14 protein-coding genes and 1 riboswitch are annotated in these 15,108 nt (G+C 39.1%); of the genes, 5 read left to right on the top strand and 9 right to left on the bottom strand.

Features of this window, described 5'->3' with window-relative positions; translation table 11 throughout:
- Positions 1-8 precede the first annotated feature (8 nt).
- Positions 9-2,279, top strand: coding sequence for an ATP-dependent Clp protease ATP-binding subunit ClpA (gene clpA, locus ACLKML_RS19890; RefSeq protein WP_413284690.1), 2,271 nt, complete (start codon positions 9-11; stop codon positions 2,277-2,279).
- A 74-nt stretch (positions 2,280-2,353) separates the two neighbouring features.
- Here clpA and infA read toward each other — a convergent pair whose 3' ends face one another.
- The 3 genes from infA to aat form a co-directional block, all read right to left on the bottom strand.
- Complete coding sequence (gene infA, locus ACLKML_RS19885; protein ID WP_001040192.1) at positions 2,354-2,572, bottom strand: translation initiation factor IF-1; 219 nt, start codon at positions 2,570-2,572, stop codon at positions 2,354-2,356.
- Between the two features lie 79 nt (positions 2,573-2,651).
- A complete protein-coding gene (locus tag ACLKML_RS19880) occupies positions 2,652-3,350 on the bottom strand; it encodes an arginyltransferase (RefSeq protein ID WP_413284689.1) in 699 nt (232 codons plus the stop codon).
- Positions 3,351-3,428: 78 nt separating this feature from the next.
- On the bottom strand, positions 3,429-4,154 hold the full coding sequence (aat, locus tag ACLKML_RS19875; protein ID WP_413284688.1) for a leucyl/phenylalanyl-tRNA--protein transferase: 726 nt from the start codon (positions 4,152-4,154) through the stop codon (positions 3,429-3,431).
- A 170-nt stretch (positions 4,155-4,324) separates the two neighbouring features.
- On the opposite strand from aat, the gene aroA reads away from it, so the two are divergent.
- Positions 4,325-5,605 carry a 3-phosphoshikimate 1-carboxyvinyltransferase gene (aroA, locus tag ACLKML_RS19870; RefSeq protein ID WP_413284687.1) on the top strand — a complete coding sequence of 427 codons (1,281 nt, stop codon included), beginning with the start codon at positions 4,325-4,327 and terminating at the stop codon, positions 5,603-5,605.
- Between the two features lie 98 nt (positions 5,606-5,703).
- Here aroA and ACLKML_RS19865 read toward each other — a convergent pair whose 3' ends face one another.
- Entirely contained in the window at positions 5,704-5,949 is a 246-nt protein-coding gene (locus ACLKML_RS19865) for a YciN family protein (protein ID WP_413284686.1), read from the bottom strand.
- 367 nt (positions 5,950-6,316) lie between these two features.
- Here ACLKML_RS19865 and topA point away from each other — a divergent pair, with 367 nt between their 5' ends.
- Together topA and ACLKML_RS19855 are read left to right on the top strand one after the other, a co-directional pair.
- Positions 6,317-8,941, top strand: a complete 2,625-nt coding sequence (gene topA, locus ACLKML_RS19860; RefSeq protein WP_413285939.1) for a type I DNA topoisomerase — start codon at positions 6,317-6,319, stop codon at positions 8,939-8,941.
- A 254-nt stretch (positions 8,942-9,195) separates the two neighbouring features.
- On the top strand, positions 9,196-9,993 hold the full coding sequence (locus ACLKML_RS19855) for an alpha/beta fold hydrolase (protein WP_413284685.1): 798 nt from the start codon (positions 9,196-9,198) through the stop codon (positions 9,991-9,993).
- A gap of 49 nt (positions 9,994-10,042) precedes the next feature.
- On the opposite strand, the gene ACLKML_RS19850 is transcribed toward ACLKML_RS19855, so the two are convergent.
- From ACLKML_RS19850 to elyC, 5 genes are all read right to left on the bottom strand, one after another.
- Positions 10,043-10,384, bottom strand: a complete 342-nt coding sequence (locus tag ACLKML_RS19850) for a DUF2007 domain-containing protein (protein WP_413284684.1) — start codon at positions 10,382-10,384, stop codon at positions 10,043-10,045.
- A gap of 3 nt (positions 10,385-10,387) precedes the next feature.
- Positions 10,388-11,065: a TVP38/TMEM64 family protein gene (locus ACLKML_RS19845; RefSeq protein ID WP_413284683.1), complete on the bottom strand. Its 678-nt coding sequence runs from the start codon at positions 11,063-11,065 to the stop codon at positions 10,388-10,390.
- 165 nt (positions 11,066-11,230) lie between these two features.
- Positions 11,231-11,821 carry a TfoX/Sxy family DNA transformation protein gene (locus tag ACLKML_RS19840; RefSeq protein WP_413284682.1) on the bottom strand — a complete coding sequence of 197 codons (591 nt, stop codon included), beginning with the start codon at positions 11,819-11,821 and terminating at the stop codon, positions 11,231-11,233.
- A 96-nt stretch (positions 11,822-11,917) separates the two neighbouring features.
- Positions 11,918-12,021, bottom strand: a riboswitch (cyclic di-GMP riboswitch).
- A 135-nt stretch (positions 12,022-12,156) separates the two neighbouring features.
- Positions 12,157-13,188 (bottom strand): substrate-binding domain-containing protein, encoded by a 1,032-nt coding sequence (locus tag ACLKML_RS19835; RefSeq protein ID WP_413284681.1) that lies wholly within the window; start codon positions 13,186-13,188, stop codon positions 12,157-12,159.
- Positions 13,189-13,382: 194 nt separating this feature from the next.
- A complete protein-coding gene (elyC, locus tag ACLKML_RS19830; protein WP_413284680.1) occupies positions 13,383-14,183 on the bottom strand; it encodes an envelope biogenesis factor ElyC in 801 nt (266 codons plus the stop codon).
- A gap of 134 nt (positions 14,184-14,317) precedes the next feature.
- Here elyC and cmoM point away from each other — a divergent pair, with 134 nt between their 5' ends.
- The gene (gene cmoM, locus ACLKML_RS19825; RefSeq protein WP_413284679.1) at positions 14,318-15,097 is read left to right on the top strand and encodes a tRNA uridine 5-oxyacetic acid(34) methyltransferase CmoM; all 780 of its coding nucleotides are present in this window, start codon (positions 14,318-14,320) and stop codon (positions 15,095-15,097) included.
- Positions 15,098-15,108: the final 11 nt, after the last annotated feature.

Raw genomic sequence — 15,108 nt, 5'->3', positions numbered from 1 at the left:
AGGTACTTATGCTTAACAAAGAACTAGAAACAAGTCTTAACGGGGCCTTTGCCCGTGCTAGAGACAAGCATCATGAATTTATGACAGTTGAACACCTGTTACTTGCGTTACTGGATAATCAAGCTGCTAGAGATACTCTCAAAGCTTGTCAGGCAGATATTGATGTTTTGAAAGATGAGCTAGATACCTTTATCGACCAAACTACACCACTTATCCCTGAAAATGACGAGACAAGAGAGACTCAACCAACATTAAGTTTTCAGCGTGTATTGCAAAGAGCGGTATTCCATGTTCAATCTTCTGGTCGAAATGAAGTGTCTGGCGCGAATGTATTGGTTGCTATATTTAGTGAGCAAGAGTCACATGCTGCTTATTTACTCAAAAAACACGACGTGAGTCGATTAGATATCGTTAACTATATTTCACATGGTATAAGCAAAGGGACCAATCAAGATAGTGACGATTCTTCACCGAATGTATTTGGCAGTGAAACAGCAGAAGAAATCCCTGCTGATGAGAAGTTAGAGGCTTTTGCCACTAATTTAAACAATGTGGCGAAACAAGGCGATATTGACCCATTAATTGGACGGGATAAAGAACTTGAAAGGACGGTTCAAGTTCTATGTCGTCGTCGTAAAAATAACCCTCTGCTAGTGGGTGAAGCCGGGGTTGGTAAAACAGCGATTGCAGAAGGACTAGCTTGGCGGATTGTTGAAGGCCAAGTTCCTGATGTTATAAAAGACAGTGTTATTTATTCACTAGATATAGGTTCACTTTTAGCGGGTACTAAGTACCGTGGCGATTTCGAAAAACGCCTTAAAGGTATTTTGAAACAGCTTGAGCAAGAAAAAGACGCGATTTTATTTATTGATGAGATCCATACAATTATCGGTGCAGGTGCTGCGTCTGGTGGTCAAGTTGATGCAGCTAATTTGATTAAGCCACTATTAAGTAGTGGTAAATTGCGTTGTATTGGTTCGACAACCTATCAAGAATACAGCAATATTTTTGAGAAAGAACGAGCGTTGTCGAGACGATTCCAAAAAATAGATGTGGTAGAACCTTCTTTGGATGACACCACCAAAATTCTTATTGGATTAAAACCTAAATATGAAGCACATCATGAAGTGAGATATACCAATAAAGCACTCCGAGCGGCTGTGGAACTATCTGCTAAATACATTAATGAGCGTCATTTACCGGATAAAGCCATTGATGTAATCGATGAAGCCGGTGCTCGTAGTCGTCTTGCGCCTGCGAGCCGTCGTAAAAAAACCGTTAGTGTTGCCGATATTGAGTCTATGGTTGCCAAAATGGCACGGATACCAGAAAAGTCAGTGTCTTCATCAGATAAAGACACACTTCAAGAGCTGGAAAAACGGATGAAGATGTTGGTGTTTGGTCAAGATGATGCTATTGGCGTATTGAGCGAAGCTATCAAGTTAACTCGTGCTGGGCTTGGAGCAGATAACAAGCCAGTTGGTTCTTTCTTGTTTGCTGGACCTACCGGTGTAGGTAAAACCGAAGTAACGTTACAGTTAGCTAAGTTGCTTGGAATAGAATTACTACGTTTTGATATGTCTGAGTATGGTGAGCGCCACTCTGTTAGTCGCTTGATCGGTGCACCTCCTGGCTATGTTGGTTATGACCAAGGTGGATTGTTAACCGATGCAGTAATCAAGCATCCTCACTCAGTCGTGTTACTTGATGAAATAGAAAAAGCGCATCCAGAGATTTTTAATTTATTATTACAAGTAATGGATAACGGCACTCTAACGGATAACAATGGTCGCAAAGCGGATTTCCGTAATGTTATTCTTGTCATGACAACCAATGCTGGTGTTTCTGAGACAGAGAAAAAGTCGATGGGACTAATTCAGCAAGATAATAGTACCGATGCGATGGCAGAAATTAAGAAAGTCTTCACACCAGAATTTAGAAACCGTTTAGATAGTATTATTTGGTTTAATAGTTTAGATGAACAAGTGATCCATCAGGTGGTCGATAAATTTATTGTTGAACTACAAGCCTTACTAGACGCTCGTGGTGTATCTTTAGAAGTTTCTGAAGAGGCGAGGCACTGGTTAGCAAGTAAAGGCTATGATAAGACTATGGGTGCTCGTCCGATGGGTCGTGTTATTCAAGATAAATTGAAAAAACCGTTAGCGAATGAGCTTCTGTTCGGTTCGTTGGTTAATGGTGGTACCGTAAAAGTAGACATTGCTGAAGATGAGTTAGCATTTCATTATTTGAACGCACAAGAAGAGCCTGTTCATTAATGTTCTGCCTAAAAGAGTAATAAAAAACGGAGCTTTTGGCTCCGTTTTTTTATTATTGCGTAATCGCTGAGGGATTAACGAGCACGGAAGACAATGCGACCTTTTGACAAGTCGTATGGAGTCATCTCTACAGTTACTTTATCGCCAGTAAGAATACGGATGTAGTTTTTACGCATTTTACCAGAGATATGAGCTGTCACAACGTGACCGTTTTCAAGCTCAACACGGAACATAGTGTTAGGCAGAGTATCAAGAACAGTGCCTTGCATTTCAATTACGTCTTCTTTAGCCATTTAATCCTCTTTAGAAATAAGGCAAATTATTAACGACTCATAGGGTCATTAATTGGATATATTAAAGTTGGGCAGTATTCTACCCTTGCCATCGTTGATTTACTAGCCTTTGATGACGATGAAAACGTACTTTGTAGTTCATTGCTGGGCATTTGTCTATCTGATAGCCTAAATAAAGCCACTGTTTGTTGGTTTGGATACAATATTCAATTTGCATTAGTATCCCAACGGTACCAAGGGATAAAGGGTGATCTGGGTCAAAGAAAGTATAGAATGCGCTCGCACTATGCGGTAAATCATCGGTGACCGCTATTGCGACCAGATTCTTTTCATCGTAGATGTGTAAATAACGTATATCGAGCCAATTAGAGCGAGAGAATTGATAAAACTCTTGTTTTTTTGGTGGATACATACTGCCATCACTATGACGCTTGTTAATATACTGGCTATATAATTCAAACCATTCTTCATCCATTCGGTCTTTCATTTTCCATGTCAGCTTGTTGGCTTTATTTTTAAGCCTTTTTTGACTGCGTGACAGGGTTATATCAGCAATAGACAAACGGATCGCTTGGCAAGCGTTACAGTGGTCACAATAGGGTGTATAAATGGTGTCGCCACTTCTTCTAAAACCATTGGCAAGCAATATTTCGTAACTTGATCCATTGTGACAAGTGTCATCTAATGCGATGGCTACTCTTTCCGCTTCGCCTTGTAAATAGTTGCAAGGGTTTTGGCCTGATAAGCCAATTTTAATCTGTAGGTTGTTATCCGACATGAGCTGCTTTCCCTGCTGAGGACTTTTTATTTATGTTTGGTGAAGTTATCCGACATTATCATTATGAGGCGGATAGTGTCATGAGGCGGATAGTGTCGAAGGGATGTCGAGCCACTGTGGTTGGTAACAAACATCATCAATTTTTTGGGTTCTTAACGATGTGAGTTTAGTTAAAAATTCTTCACGGTCCAGCTCGATTGCTCCTAATGATTCAGTATGTGGATTGAGGATTTGACAGTCAACCAGTGCTCCACCAAATGAGTGAAAATGTTCGCAAAAAGCCCATAATGCAATTTTAGAAGCATTGGTTTTTCTGCTAAACATTGACTCGCCACAAAAAATTTTTCCTACTTGAATTCCATACAAACCACCAATTAGCTCTCTATCTTGCCAAACTTCAACCGAGTGGCAATAACCCAAAGAAGCGAGCCGTGAATAAGCACGTTGCATGTCGGGGTTTAACCACATTTCATCTTTATCCCTAATGTTGGCGCATGATTGGATAACTCGATCGGTGCTAACATTAATACTGATCGTATAGTTTGATTGCCGGTAAAATTTTTTTAAACTTCTAGACGGTTTGAAGTTTTCAGGGATAAACACCGCTCGCGGAGTGGGGCTCCACCACAATATTGGTTCGTTTGAGCCATACCATGGGAATATACCGTGTTTATATGCCTCTATTAATCGCTCAGCTTTAAGATCACCGCCTAAAGCAAGTAACCCGTTCGGGTCGGTTAATGCTTGGCTATGTGGTGGAAAAGCAAAGGAATCCGTATCCAGTTCTGGCAAATAAATGGTCATTGAGTTGTCTAATTATCCTGACGTCTATTTTATTTAGTGTTATATATATTTTAGTCTTATATATAATAGTTACTTAACTACCATAAATGAATGTGGTCTCATTTTCACTAGCCATAGTAAAAAAATTTCTATAATCTGCTGTTACCAAGAATCTATTGACAATAAATTGAATGGAATCCCTCACACTACAGCCTATTCATCAGGTAAATGGTGAAATTAACCTTCCTGGCTCTAAAAGTGTTTCAAATAGAGCATTATTACTGGCCGCACTTGCTAACGGTACAACACGCTTAACCAATCTTCTCGATAGTGACGATATTCGTCATATGCTAAATGCGTTGACTCAGCTAGGTGTACAGTATTCACTTTCAGAAGATAAAACGGTTTGTGAAGTACAAGGCCTTGGGCAATCATTTCATACTTCCGGTGAATTAGAGCTGTTTTTAGGTAATGCAGGAACCGCAATGCGTCCACTCGCCGCAGCCTTATGCTTGGGCGAAGGTGATTACGTGTTAACGGGTGAGCCTCGAATGAAAGAAAGACCAATTGGTCATCTTGTTAAAGCATTACGAAGTGCTGGAGCGAAAATTGAATATTTAGAAAATGAAAACTATCCACCACTTCGAATCCACGGTACAGGCTTAAAAAGCGGTTCAGTATCAATTGATGGCTCAATTTCAAGCCAGTTCTTAACTGCATTTTTAATGTCAGCCCCATTAGCTGATGGTGAAATAACCATCAACATAGAAGGTGATTTGGTTTCCAAGCCTTATATCGATATTACACTGCATATCATGCAACAGTTTGGTATCGAGGTTATTAATAATAACTATCAGCAATTTGTGATCCCAACTGGTCAATCTTATCAATCTCCTGGTGACTTTTTAGTGGAAGGTGATGCTTCTTCTGCTTCGTATTTTTTAGCGGCAGCAGCGATAAAAGGTGGCGAGATAAAAGTGACTGGAATTGGTAAAAATAGCATTCAAGGTGACATTCAGTTTGCCGATGCACTAGAGAAAATGGGTGCAGAAATAGAGTGGGGAGATGATTACGTCATCTCGCGTGTTGGTGAACTAAAAGCGATTGATATGGATTTTAATCATATACCAGATGCGGCAATGACTATTGCAACAACCGCATTATTCGCCAAAGGAACGACCGCGATTAGAAATGTTTATAATTGGCGTGTTAAAGAAACCGATCGTCTGGCGGCTATGTCAGCAGAGTTACGCAAAGTCGGCGCACAAGTCGAAGAGGGTGATGATTATATTATTATTACTCCAACAAGTAATATAAAACACGCAGAAATAGATACTTACGATGATCATAGAATAGCGATGTGCTTTTCTTTGGTCGCCTTAAGTAATACCCCTGTGACTATTAACGATCCTGGTTGCACTTCTAAAACGTTCCCTAATTACTTTGAAAAGTTACAAGCTTTGAGTAAGTAATAACGGTAATTACACTTACCATGCTGCTTTAATAACAATCGGGTCATTGTTGATGATAATAAATATTGTCAACAATGACCTGTTTAGTGGGTTGTATTTTATTTAAGAGTAAACTCTTTAGATAATTGGTGAGCTAAATATTTAAACATATTAAATACAGCGGTTGTATTCTTTGTTGGTAACCCTTGTTGGTCGAGAAAATAGTTGCCTTTAAAAATGAGCACACCGTCTTTTTCTTCAACTGAGTCGGCGCGCATACCTTCTATATAATCTTGATGTTCCTGAATAAGTTGATTAGCAATCAGTAGAAGGTCAAAGGCAGCAATAGGTTTTACTTCACTCATGAAAACTCCGAATATTAAAATTAATTTTTTGCATAGTTTATGCCTCAAAAAAACAAAATCAACGTTAATGTCTAAACTAATTAAACTAAAAATAACGATAAATTGTGAGCTAAGACATAGATTTTCGTCATTTCTAAGGCATTAAATTTGTAGCCGATTAGTATGTGCGACATCTTGTTTGGAGCGAGGCTCAACTGCTTATAAGTCGACCAACTAAGTATAAAAAGAAAAAAAAATGTTGATCTTCTGTCGCTCTCGCTCAATAGTAAAAGTAGTAAAATTAACATTGTTACAGGTTTTAATAGCGAAATTTGTCGTTATTAATTGAATAAAGCCATCGTAATGATTGAGGATGTCAGAATCGATTATGGGTAAGTCACTTGTTATAGTGGAGTCACCAGCCAAGGCGAAAACCATCAATAAATACCTTGGAAAAGACTTCATCGTTAAGTCTAGTGTTGGTCATGTTAGAGACCTTCCTACGGCAGGTCAAAGTAATGGCCAAAAAGCGGCGGCGATTTCAACTAAAGGTATGAGCCCGGAAGAAAAAGCTCGTATTAAAAAAGAGAAAGAGCGCAAATCACTGATCAAAAAAATGGGTATTGACCCATTTAACAACTGGGAGGCGAACTATCAAGTGCTTCCCGGTAAAGAAAAAGTAGTAGCTGAGTTACAAAAATTAGCCAAAGATGCTGATACTGTTTATCTCGCAACCGATTTAGACCGCGAGGGAGAGGCTATCGCTTGGCACCTTCGTGAGATCATCGGTGGTGATGAACAGCGATATAAACGAGTTGTTTTTAACGAAATAACTAAAAATGCGATCCAACAGGCTTTTGAAACTCCTGGTGAGTTAAGTATGGATGGTGTAAATGCTCAGCAGGCACGACGTTTTATGGATCGTGTGGTTGGGTTTATGGTTTCACCTTTACTTTGGAAAAAAGTAGCACGAGGGCTGTCTGCCGGTCGAGTTCAATCCGTTGCGGTTAAGTTATTGGTCGAGCGTGAACGTGAGATTAATGCTTTTATTCCCGAAGAGTTTTGGGATGTGCATGCAGAGACCAAAACAAAGGATAAAACCGATTTTCGTTTAGTCGTGGCACAAAAAGATGGCTTAAATTTTAAACCCACTTCTGAAGCAGAAACAAAATCGGCTCTAACCATTTTAAATTCTGCCGAGTATGAAGTGTGTAAGCGAGAAGATCGCCCAACACAAAGTAAGCCGTCTGCTCCGTATATCACCTCGACTTTGCAGCAAGCGGCTAGTACGCGCTTAGGTTATGGGGTTAAAAAGACCATGATGCTCGCGCAACGTTTGTACGAAGCCGGTTACATTACCTATATGCGTACCGACTCTACCAACTTAAGTGCAGAAGCGGTAGAGACGCTTCGTGGCTATATATCAACTGAATTTGGCGATGCATATTTACCTGAGGCTGCGATCCGTTACGGAAGTAAAGCTGGTGCTCAAGAAGCGCACGAAGCGATACGACCATCTAGTGTTGACGTCAAAGCTGATGACTTACAAAGCATGGAAGCAGACGCGGTTAAACTTTACTCGTTAATTTGGAATCAATTTGTTGCTTGCCAAATGACACCGGCTAAATATGACTCAACCACGGTCAGTGTTAAAGCAGCAGACTTCACTTTGAAAGCGAAAGGTAGAATTCTAAAATTTGATGGTTGGACTCGTGTTCAAAGACCGATGGGTAAGAATGAAGACCAAATTCTTCCAGCTGTTGATGTTGGCGACAAATTAGCATTGCAAACATTAGAACCTAAGCAACACTTTACTAAGCCTCCAGCGCGATTTACTGAAGCCGCTTTGGTTAAGGAGCTTGAAAAACGAGGTATTGGACGTCCGTCGACTTATGCATCAATCATCTCTACTATTCAAGATCGCGGTTATGTAAAAGTCGATCAACGTCGATTTTATGCAGAGAAAATGGGTGAAATTGTAACCGATCGTCTAGATGGTAGTTTTGATGATTTAATGAACTACGACTTTACCGCTCGAATGGAACAAAAATTAGACCAAGTTGCGGAAGGGCAAACGGATTGGAAAGGAGTGTTAGACAACTTCTTTAGTGATTTTTCTAGCCATTTAGAGAAAGCTGAACTGGATGAGCAAGCTGGCGGTATGAAACCAAATCATATCGTTGAAACTGACATCGAGTGCCCAACTTGTAGTCGAAAAATGGGCATTAGAACCGCTTCTACTGGCGTATTCTTAGGTTGTTCTGGCTATGCATTACCACCAAAAGAGCGGTGTAAAACCACGATTAATTTGGGTGACGAAGAAGGCATAATTAACGTTTTGGAAGAAGACGTTGAAACGGCTGCTTTGCGCGCGAAAAAGCGTTGTCCAATTTGTGAAACGGCGATGGACGCTTATCTTATTGATGATAAACGTAAATTGCATGTATGTGGTAATAATCCAAATTGCGAAGGTTACCTTGTTGAGAAAGGTGAATTCAAACTAAAAGGTTATGATGGGCCAGTGGTTGAGTGTGATAAGTGCTCAGCTGATATGGTGTTGAAAAATGGTCGCTTTGGTAAGTATATGGGCTGCACCAACGAAGAGTGTAAGAACACTCGTAAAATTCTTCGAAATGGTGAAGTTGCGCCACCGAAAGAAGATCCAGTACATTTGCCTGAATTACCATGTGAAAACTCGGATGCTTATTTTGTGTTACGAGATGGTGCGTCAGGCTTATTTATGGCGGCGAGTAATTTCCCTAAATCACGAGAAACAAGAGCACCATTGGTTAAAGAGTTGGTTCGTTTTAAAGATCGAATTTCACCTAAATTTCAATATTTAACAACTGCACCAGAAGCCGATCCTGATGGACGTCCTACGGTCATTCGCTTTAGTCGTAAAACGAAAGAGAATTATGTTCGGTCTGAAATTGATGGTAAACCATCTGGTTGGACGGCGCTTTATGTGGATGGAAAATGGGAAATTACCGATAAACGCAAAAAAGCTAAGTGATTGTTAATAATATTTTTTGAATAAGTAGTAGAGCTTTCTACCACGACTAAAAGTTTATTAGTAAACGATTATATATATTAAAAATAAGCGACCATCTGGTCGCTTATTTTGTCTGCAACTATGACGGCCACTTAAACTCTTGCTTACATTTTAATGGTAATACGTGAAGCAAAAACACTCTTAAGAGTTAGATATGTGGTAAACTTTGTTTATCTATCCACCGTACTGTTAATACCCAAACCGTAGCCAAACTTATGTCAGAAACCCTGTTATTTCATAAAACCTATAAGCACCCAACGAGTGATGAGTGGGTTGTTTTTGTGCATGGAGCAGGCGGTAGCTCTTCAATATGGTTTAAGCAAATTAAAGCGTATAAACAGCATTTTAATTTGTTGTTGATCGATTTAAGAGGTCATGGAAAATCACACGATTTTATAAAAGGTTTTATTGCTAACAAATATACTTTTAAAGATGTGACTCTAGATATTTTAAAGGTGTTAGATCACTTAAAAATACAATCTGCACATTTTGTTGGAATGTCTTTAGGCACCATTATTGTTAGAAACTTAGCTGAAATAGCGTCGGATCGAGTTCATACAATGGTTTTAGGTGGTGCGATAACGCGTTTTAATATGCGATCTCAGATATTGGTTAAGTTGGGTGACCTCAGTAAGAATCTTGTTCCTTACATGTGGTTATATGGTCTTTTTGCCTATATAGTCATGCCTCAGAGAAGCCAAAAAGAGTCTCGACATCTTTTTATTCGCGAAGCAAAAAAGCTTTGTCAAAATGAATTCAAACGTTGGTTCAAACTCGCAGCAGATGTAAATCCTATGATGCGCTATTTTCGTGACAAAGAGTTATCCATTCCCACTCTTTATTTAATGGGTGATAAAGATTATATGTTTATTACCCCAGTGAGAGAGATGGTGGCTAGGCATAAAGGCAGTGTACTGTATGAAATCAGTGATTGTGGGCATGTCTGTAATGTAGAAAAACCTGACGAATTCAATCAGAAATCTATAGCTTTTATTCAAAAGCAGCTTACGTAATTTGACCGGAATAGAAATACCAATCTAATTACGTTGTTGTGCTTATTTGCTACTTATTTTTTTGTGCGCTTCTATTTTCTTGTGAAGTTTCCTTACCTGTGCATCGCCAACAAAGACCAAACTGCCCTTCATTTTGTTCACCACATACTTCACATAACCAATCCGCTAAGTCGTGTTGCTGATTTTCATATTCATTGATTAAAGTGCGTGCTTGGTCAAGTTTGTCTAATTCAAATAGCCATACATAAGGGTCGGTGTCATTAGTTAAAGGTAATTCTCCTTTTAAACTGAATAAACCTTCATCACGTACTTCGGTGTGTATATTTTGTTGTTTCATCAGCCCACATATAATGTGGGCCTCAGTAGGATTCGATGCACTAAATATTTTCATAATTTATGCCGCATTATTTGGACGTAGTCTACTCATTATCCATTTCGCTATCACAGGGAATAAGCCTAATAAAACGAATGATGCTAGTACACTCGGTGATACAATTCCTGACAAACTGTCAATGTTGGCTAACTGTGTGCCCGCGTTTAGAAATACGATGGTACCAGGAAGCATACCAAGTTGACTGACAAGATAGTATCGAGCAGTCGAAATAGGTGTTAGACCCATTAATAAGTTAATTAGAAAGAAAGGAAAAACAGGAATGAGTCGTAACGAGAAAAGATAAAATGCTCCATCTTGCTCCACGCCTTTATTCATTGTTTCTAGCTTGGATCCAAATTTACCTTGAACCCAATCACGAAGTAAAAATCGACTACTTAAAAATGCTAGCGTGGCTCCAATAGTACTGGCGAATGAGACTAAGAATAGACTAGTAACAAAGCCAAATAGTGCTGCACCTAATAAGGTAACGACTGCTGCTCCGGGAATGGAAAAGGCGGTAATGGCAACGTAAGTAATAAAATAAATAAGCGCCGCTATAGCAAAATTATTTTCAATATATTCAGCAAGTATCGTTTGCTGTTGCTTTGCATTTTCTAAAGTAAAGTATTGACCAAATTGCGTACCGAGAAAAATCATTGTTGCGATAAGAATAAGACCGATAATAAGTTTTTTGTTCATTAAAAAATAATCCAGTTAAATTGCATTACTTATTATGACAGGCAATAGAGCTAAAAACTTTCAATTATTTTTAATTAAACAAATATTTTCAAACGCTATACCGTAAAACAAAACAACCGCTAGACATTCTCAGCGGCTGTTTTGAATATTATCGTTATGTTTTGCTTATTTTAGTAATTCAATAAGTTCACTACGTCTCTCTTGTGGAACTACAGACCAATGCGTTCCGTTTAACGCACCTTCTAAAGCCCACAATAGTTCAATATTCAGATTACCTTCATGAGAACGTTGGATAGCTTTAAATGCTTGTAGAGAGCCCGCTTGGCGTAAATCATCAACAGAGGTTATTCCGGCCTTTTTAAGTAAACGTTCAGTACCTAAACGTAGGTTTGGCAAATCTTTCAATCGAGTGGGTTTCACTTCGGTGTTGGATTCTTTGGCTTTATGTGCAGAATCAAGCGCAATACTTGCAATATGAAGTATGTCGTCTGTGTTATCCCATAAGTCATTCGGAAGTTGGAAATACTTTGTGACAACAGGGAAGCCTCGTTTTTTATATACGTAAGGTTGGTAATCTTCATCAGTAAACTGTTGTTTAAGCGCGTCGCAACAACGAATGTGCAAGGCATCCTTAACCACGAGGGCAAACATTGTATCGTCTACAAAGATCCCAAATCCACCAAACATAGAGCGAGATTTAACGTTGCCAAATGTCGTAAATAGTTCTAACGAATTTTTAAGTACAGGTTTATCCATTTCTTCGAGTCTCAGGTTAAAAATTGCATCAACCAATTCAGAACCGAGAAATTAACAAATATCGATGAATTTTCCAAAGATATTTATTAACCAGTTTTCGGCAACCCCGCTACCTTTTATATTTCACTAAAGTTAGCGAGAACAAACTAAGGCCGGAAGCTTTGCGTCCCATTTTTTCAAATGGTTTGCCCTGATCGTGATGTAATTAATATAGGTAAACTTTGAACAAAGATCACCGACATTAATTTCAGATGTGACAGAGATCACAGTAAAAATGCATGTTTATGCATATTGGTGTTGTTTTTATGCACAAAATGCTAAATAATGTCGCCCAATTAGTACTTATCGGCTTTGGTTAGATCTTTAACACTTTCACGAATAATCAATTCTGGATGCATTTCAAAAATACGTCTTTCGTGCTCTTTATCTTTAATCCTGCTTAGTAAAATTTCAAAGGCTGTTTTACCGACACGACGCTTAGGTTGATGAATTGTGGTTAAAGGCGGAGAGAAGTACTCGGCTAAATCTATATTGTCGTAGCCAATAATAGAAATATCTTCAGGAATACGTATACCTTTTTGTTGTAGTCTACTCATCATGCCAAGCGCCATGGTGTCATTAAAGCAAAAAATTGCCGTTGGTTTGGTTTCCATGGCAAGAATTTTATCCGCAATTTCTAGCGCAGTATCACACTCAAAATTACCTTCAAACACATTAGCTTGCTCGAACGGGATATCATGCTCATTTAACGCTCTTTTATAACCGTCCAGGCGTTCAATACACAAGGTTTTATCTAAATGCCCACTTAAACAAGCAATGTTAGTATGGCCGTTTTCAATCAGATATTTTGTCGCTAAATAGCCACCTTCTTCTGAGTTATCAATGATTTTATCTTTTGATTCATCAGAAAATGATTCGCCTTGACCCCAATCCATAAACACTTTTGGAATATCTGCGTGAGCATTTAGCATGTCTTGTAGTTCTTTGGTGAGATCTGAGCACATAACAAATATGCCATCAACTCTTTTCTCTGCGAGCATACGAATATAGTCACGTTGTTTTTCATAAATGCCGCCAGTATTACACAGAATTAAAGTATAACCTTGTCGATAACAGTAGCTTTCTACCCCGTTGATTACTTCTGCAAGAAAAGGGTTAGTTGACTGAGTAACCAGCATGCCTATGGTTCTGGTTGAATTACACTTTAAGCTGCGCGCAACAGCGCTCGGTGCATAGTTTAATTGTTTAACCGCATCGTTTACTCTTTGCTGTGTTGCCTCTGCAACAAAACGAGTCTTATTGATCACGTGGGATACGGTTGTAGTAGAAACACCTGCAATTCGTGCGACATCTTTTATGGTTGCCATGTAGATCGTCCTAATTAACGAGGCTGACACTATGAACTTATAATGCGGAACAGGTCAGCAATTGTGTAATAAACACAAAAAACCGCTATCAAGTATAGCGGTTATCAATAAATCTGGTTGAAACCTAATTTTATAGGCAAACCGTCTGTTACACAATCATCTATCTGGAGTATTGCTACTCGAGGCGCAATTATTTACTCTGGGCTCGATACATTTAATTTAATTTCTTCTGCCGTTAGCAATGAATCCCGGAGGTACAACCACCATAATCCCATGCGTTCCGACCAATAACGTTCCGTTTGCTCAAGATAAGCAGCATTAGGTGTAAACTTAGACCAAGGTTGCTTAATATCTGATTGAGCTAGGTAGTTAGTTGGTGCAGGAATAGGTGACAATCCTGCCGATTGAAATTCAGTTACCGCTCTTTCCATATGGCTAGCTGATGTAACCAACACCAATTTTTTTTGACCAACAAAAGCGGCCGCTTGACGTGATTCTTCCCAGGTATCTTTTGCTGTTTCTAACAAAATAATATCAGGTTTAGCGACACCAAGTGCTAAGGCTACTCTGGCCATCATTTTTGCATGACTAAACTCGGTTCCTCCAGCGTAACCTGACAGGATCAACTTTGCATCGGGATACATGCGTAGAATACGTATCCCTTCGGTTAAGCGCATCAATGATGCTCGACTTAACTCAGCCGTTGGAGGGAGTTGGTCATCGACAACATGGCCATTACCCAACACCATAACGTAATCAATTGCTTCGTCTGTAGGTAAAAATGCTGTGTATTTTCTTTCTAGAGGCATTAAAAGTTGACTTGAAATAGGCTGGAAAGAAACGCAAAAAATCCCAGTTAATGAGACGAAGATAAACAACACACCAATTTTATGTTTTTGGGTAAACATGACAAACAACAAGCCAATAAACCCGATAATTAGCAGAGCGGGTAGAGGCATTGCGAGCGAAGATATTACTTTTTTCAGTTCAAACATACGTAATTAGTCCGAAAAACCATCACTTAGAAGTAAAAAAGGCAGCATACCCCTTTATTCCTATTATTCCTATGACAGAATAGGCCGATCAGTTAAAAATGATGTTTCTATCATAAAATGGAAAAGTATAATTCGTGCAAGAAGACAGAAATTTTGATGGTATAGCGCATAAGTTTGCCGAGAATATTTACGGTTCGGAGAAAGGTGAAATTCGCCAGACCGTAGTTTGGGAAGATCTTATGCAAGCGTTACAAATGCTCGCGACTGACAAGCCTTTGCATATATTAGATGCAGGAGGTGGTTTAGCGCAAATATCCCAACGACTCGCATCATTTGGGCATAATGTTTCCCTTTGCGATATTTCCGCTGAAATGTTGCAATTGGCCAAGCAGGACGTCATGAGTAACGATCTGCTCGAACGATATTCATTTATTCACTGTCCAGTGCAAAATATAGCGCAAAAGCTTAGTCAGCCGGTTGATATGTTGTTGTTCCATGCGGTAATGGAATGGCTGGTGGATCCTAAGCACGCACTGGAAACCGTTTTAGAGCAAATTAAGCCAGGTGGTATCGCTTCGGTGATGTTTTATAACCATCATGGTTTAGTTTTAAAAAATGTAGTTTGTGGCAATATTCCGCATGTGTTAGCTGGAATGCCGCATAAAAAACGCTTTAAGTTGCAACCACAAAATGGATTGCTACCAGAAGAGGTTTACCAATGGATAGAAAATGCAGGATTCGAAGTTTGTGGTAAGTCTGGTATTCGTTCATTCCACGATTATATAGGGAATCAACAATATATGGGTGATTATCAATTTGATGATTTATTGGCATTAGAAAAAAAATTATGTCGACAAGAACCATATTTGTCGCTTGGTCGATATATCCATGTATGGGCAAAAAAACATGAATGATAGGAAAAATA

It is taken from the genome of Vibrio sp. MA40-2 (assembly GCF_047302445.1).
GTDB lineage: Bacteria > Pseudomonadota > Gammaproteobacteria > Enterobacterales > Vibrionaceae > Vibrio.
This window is presented reverse-complemented; position numbering and strand designations above follow the sequence as displayed.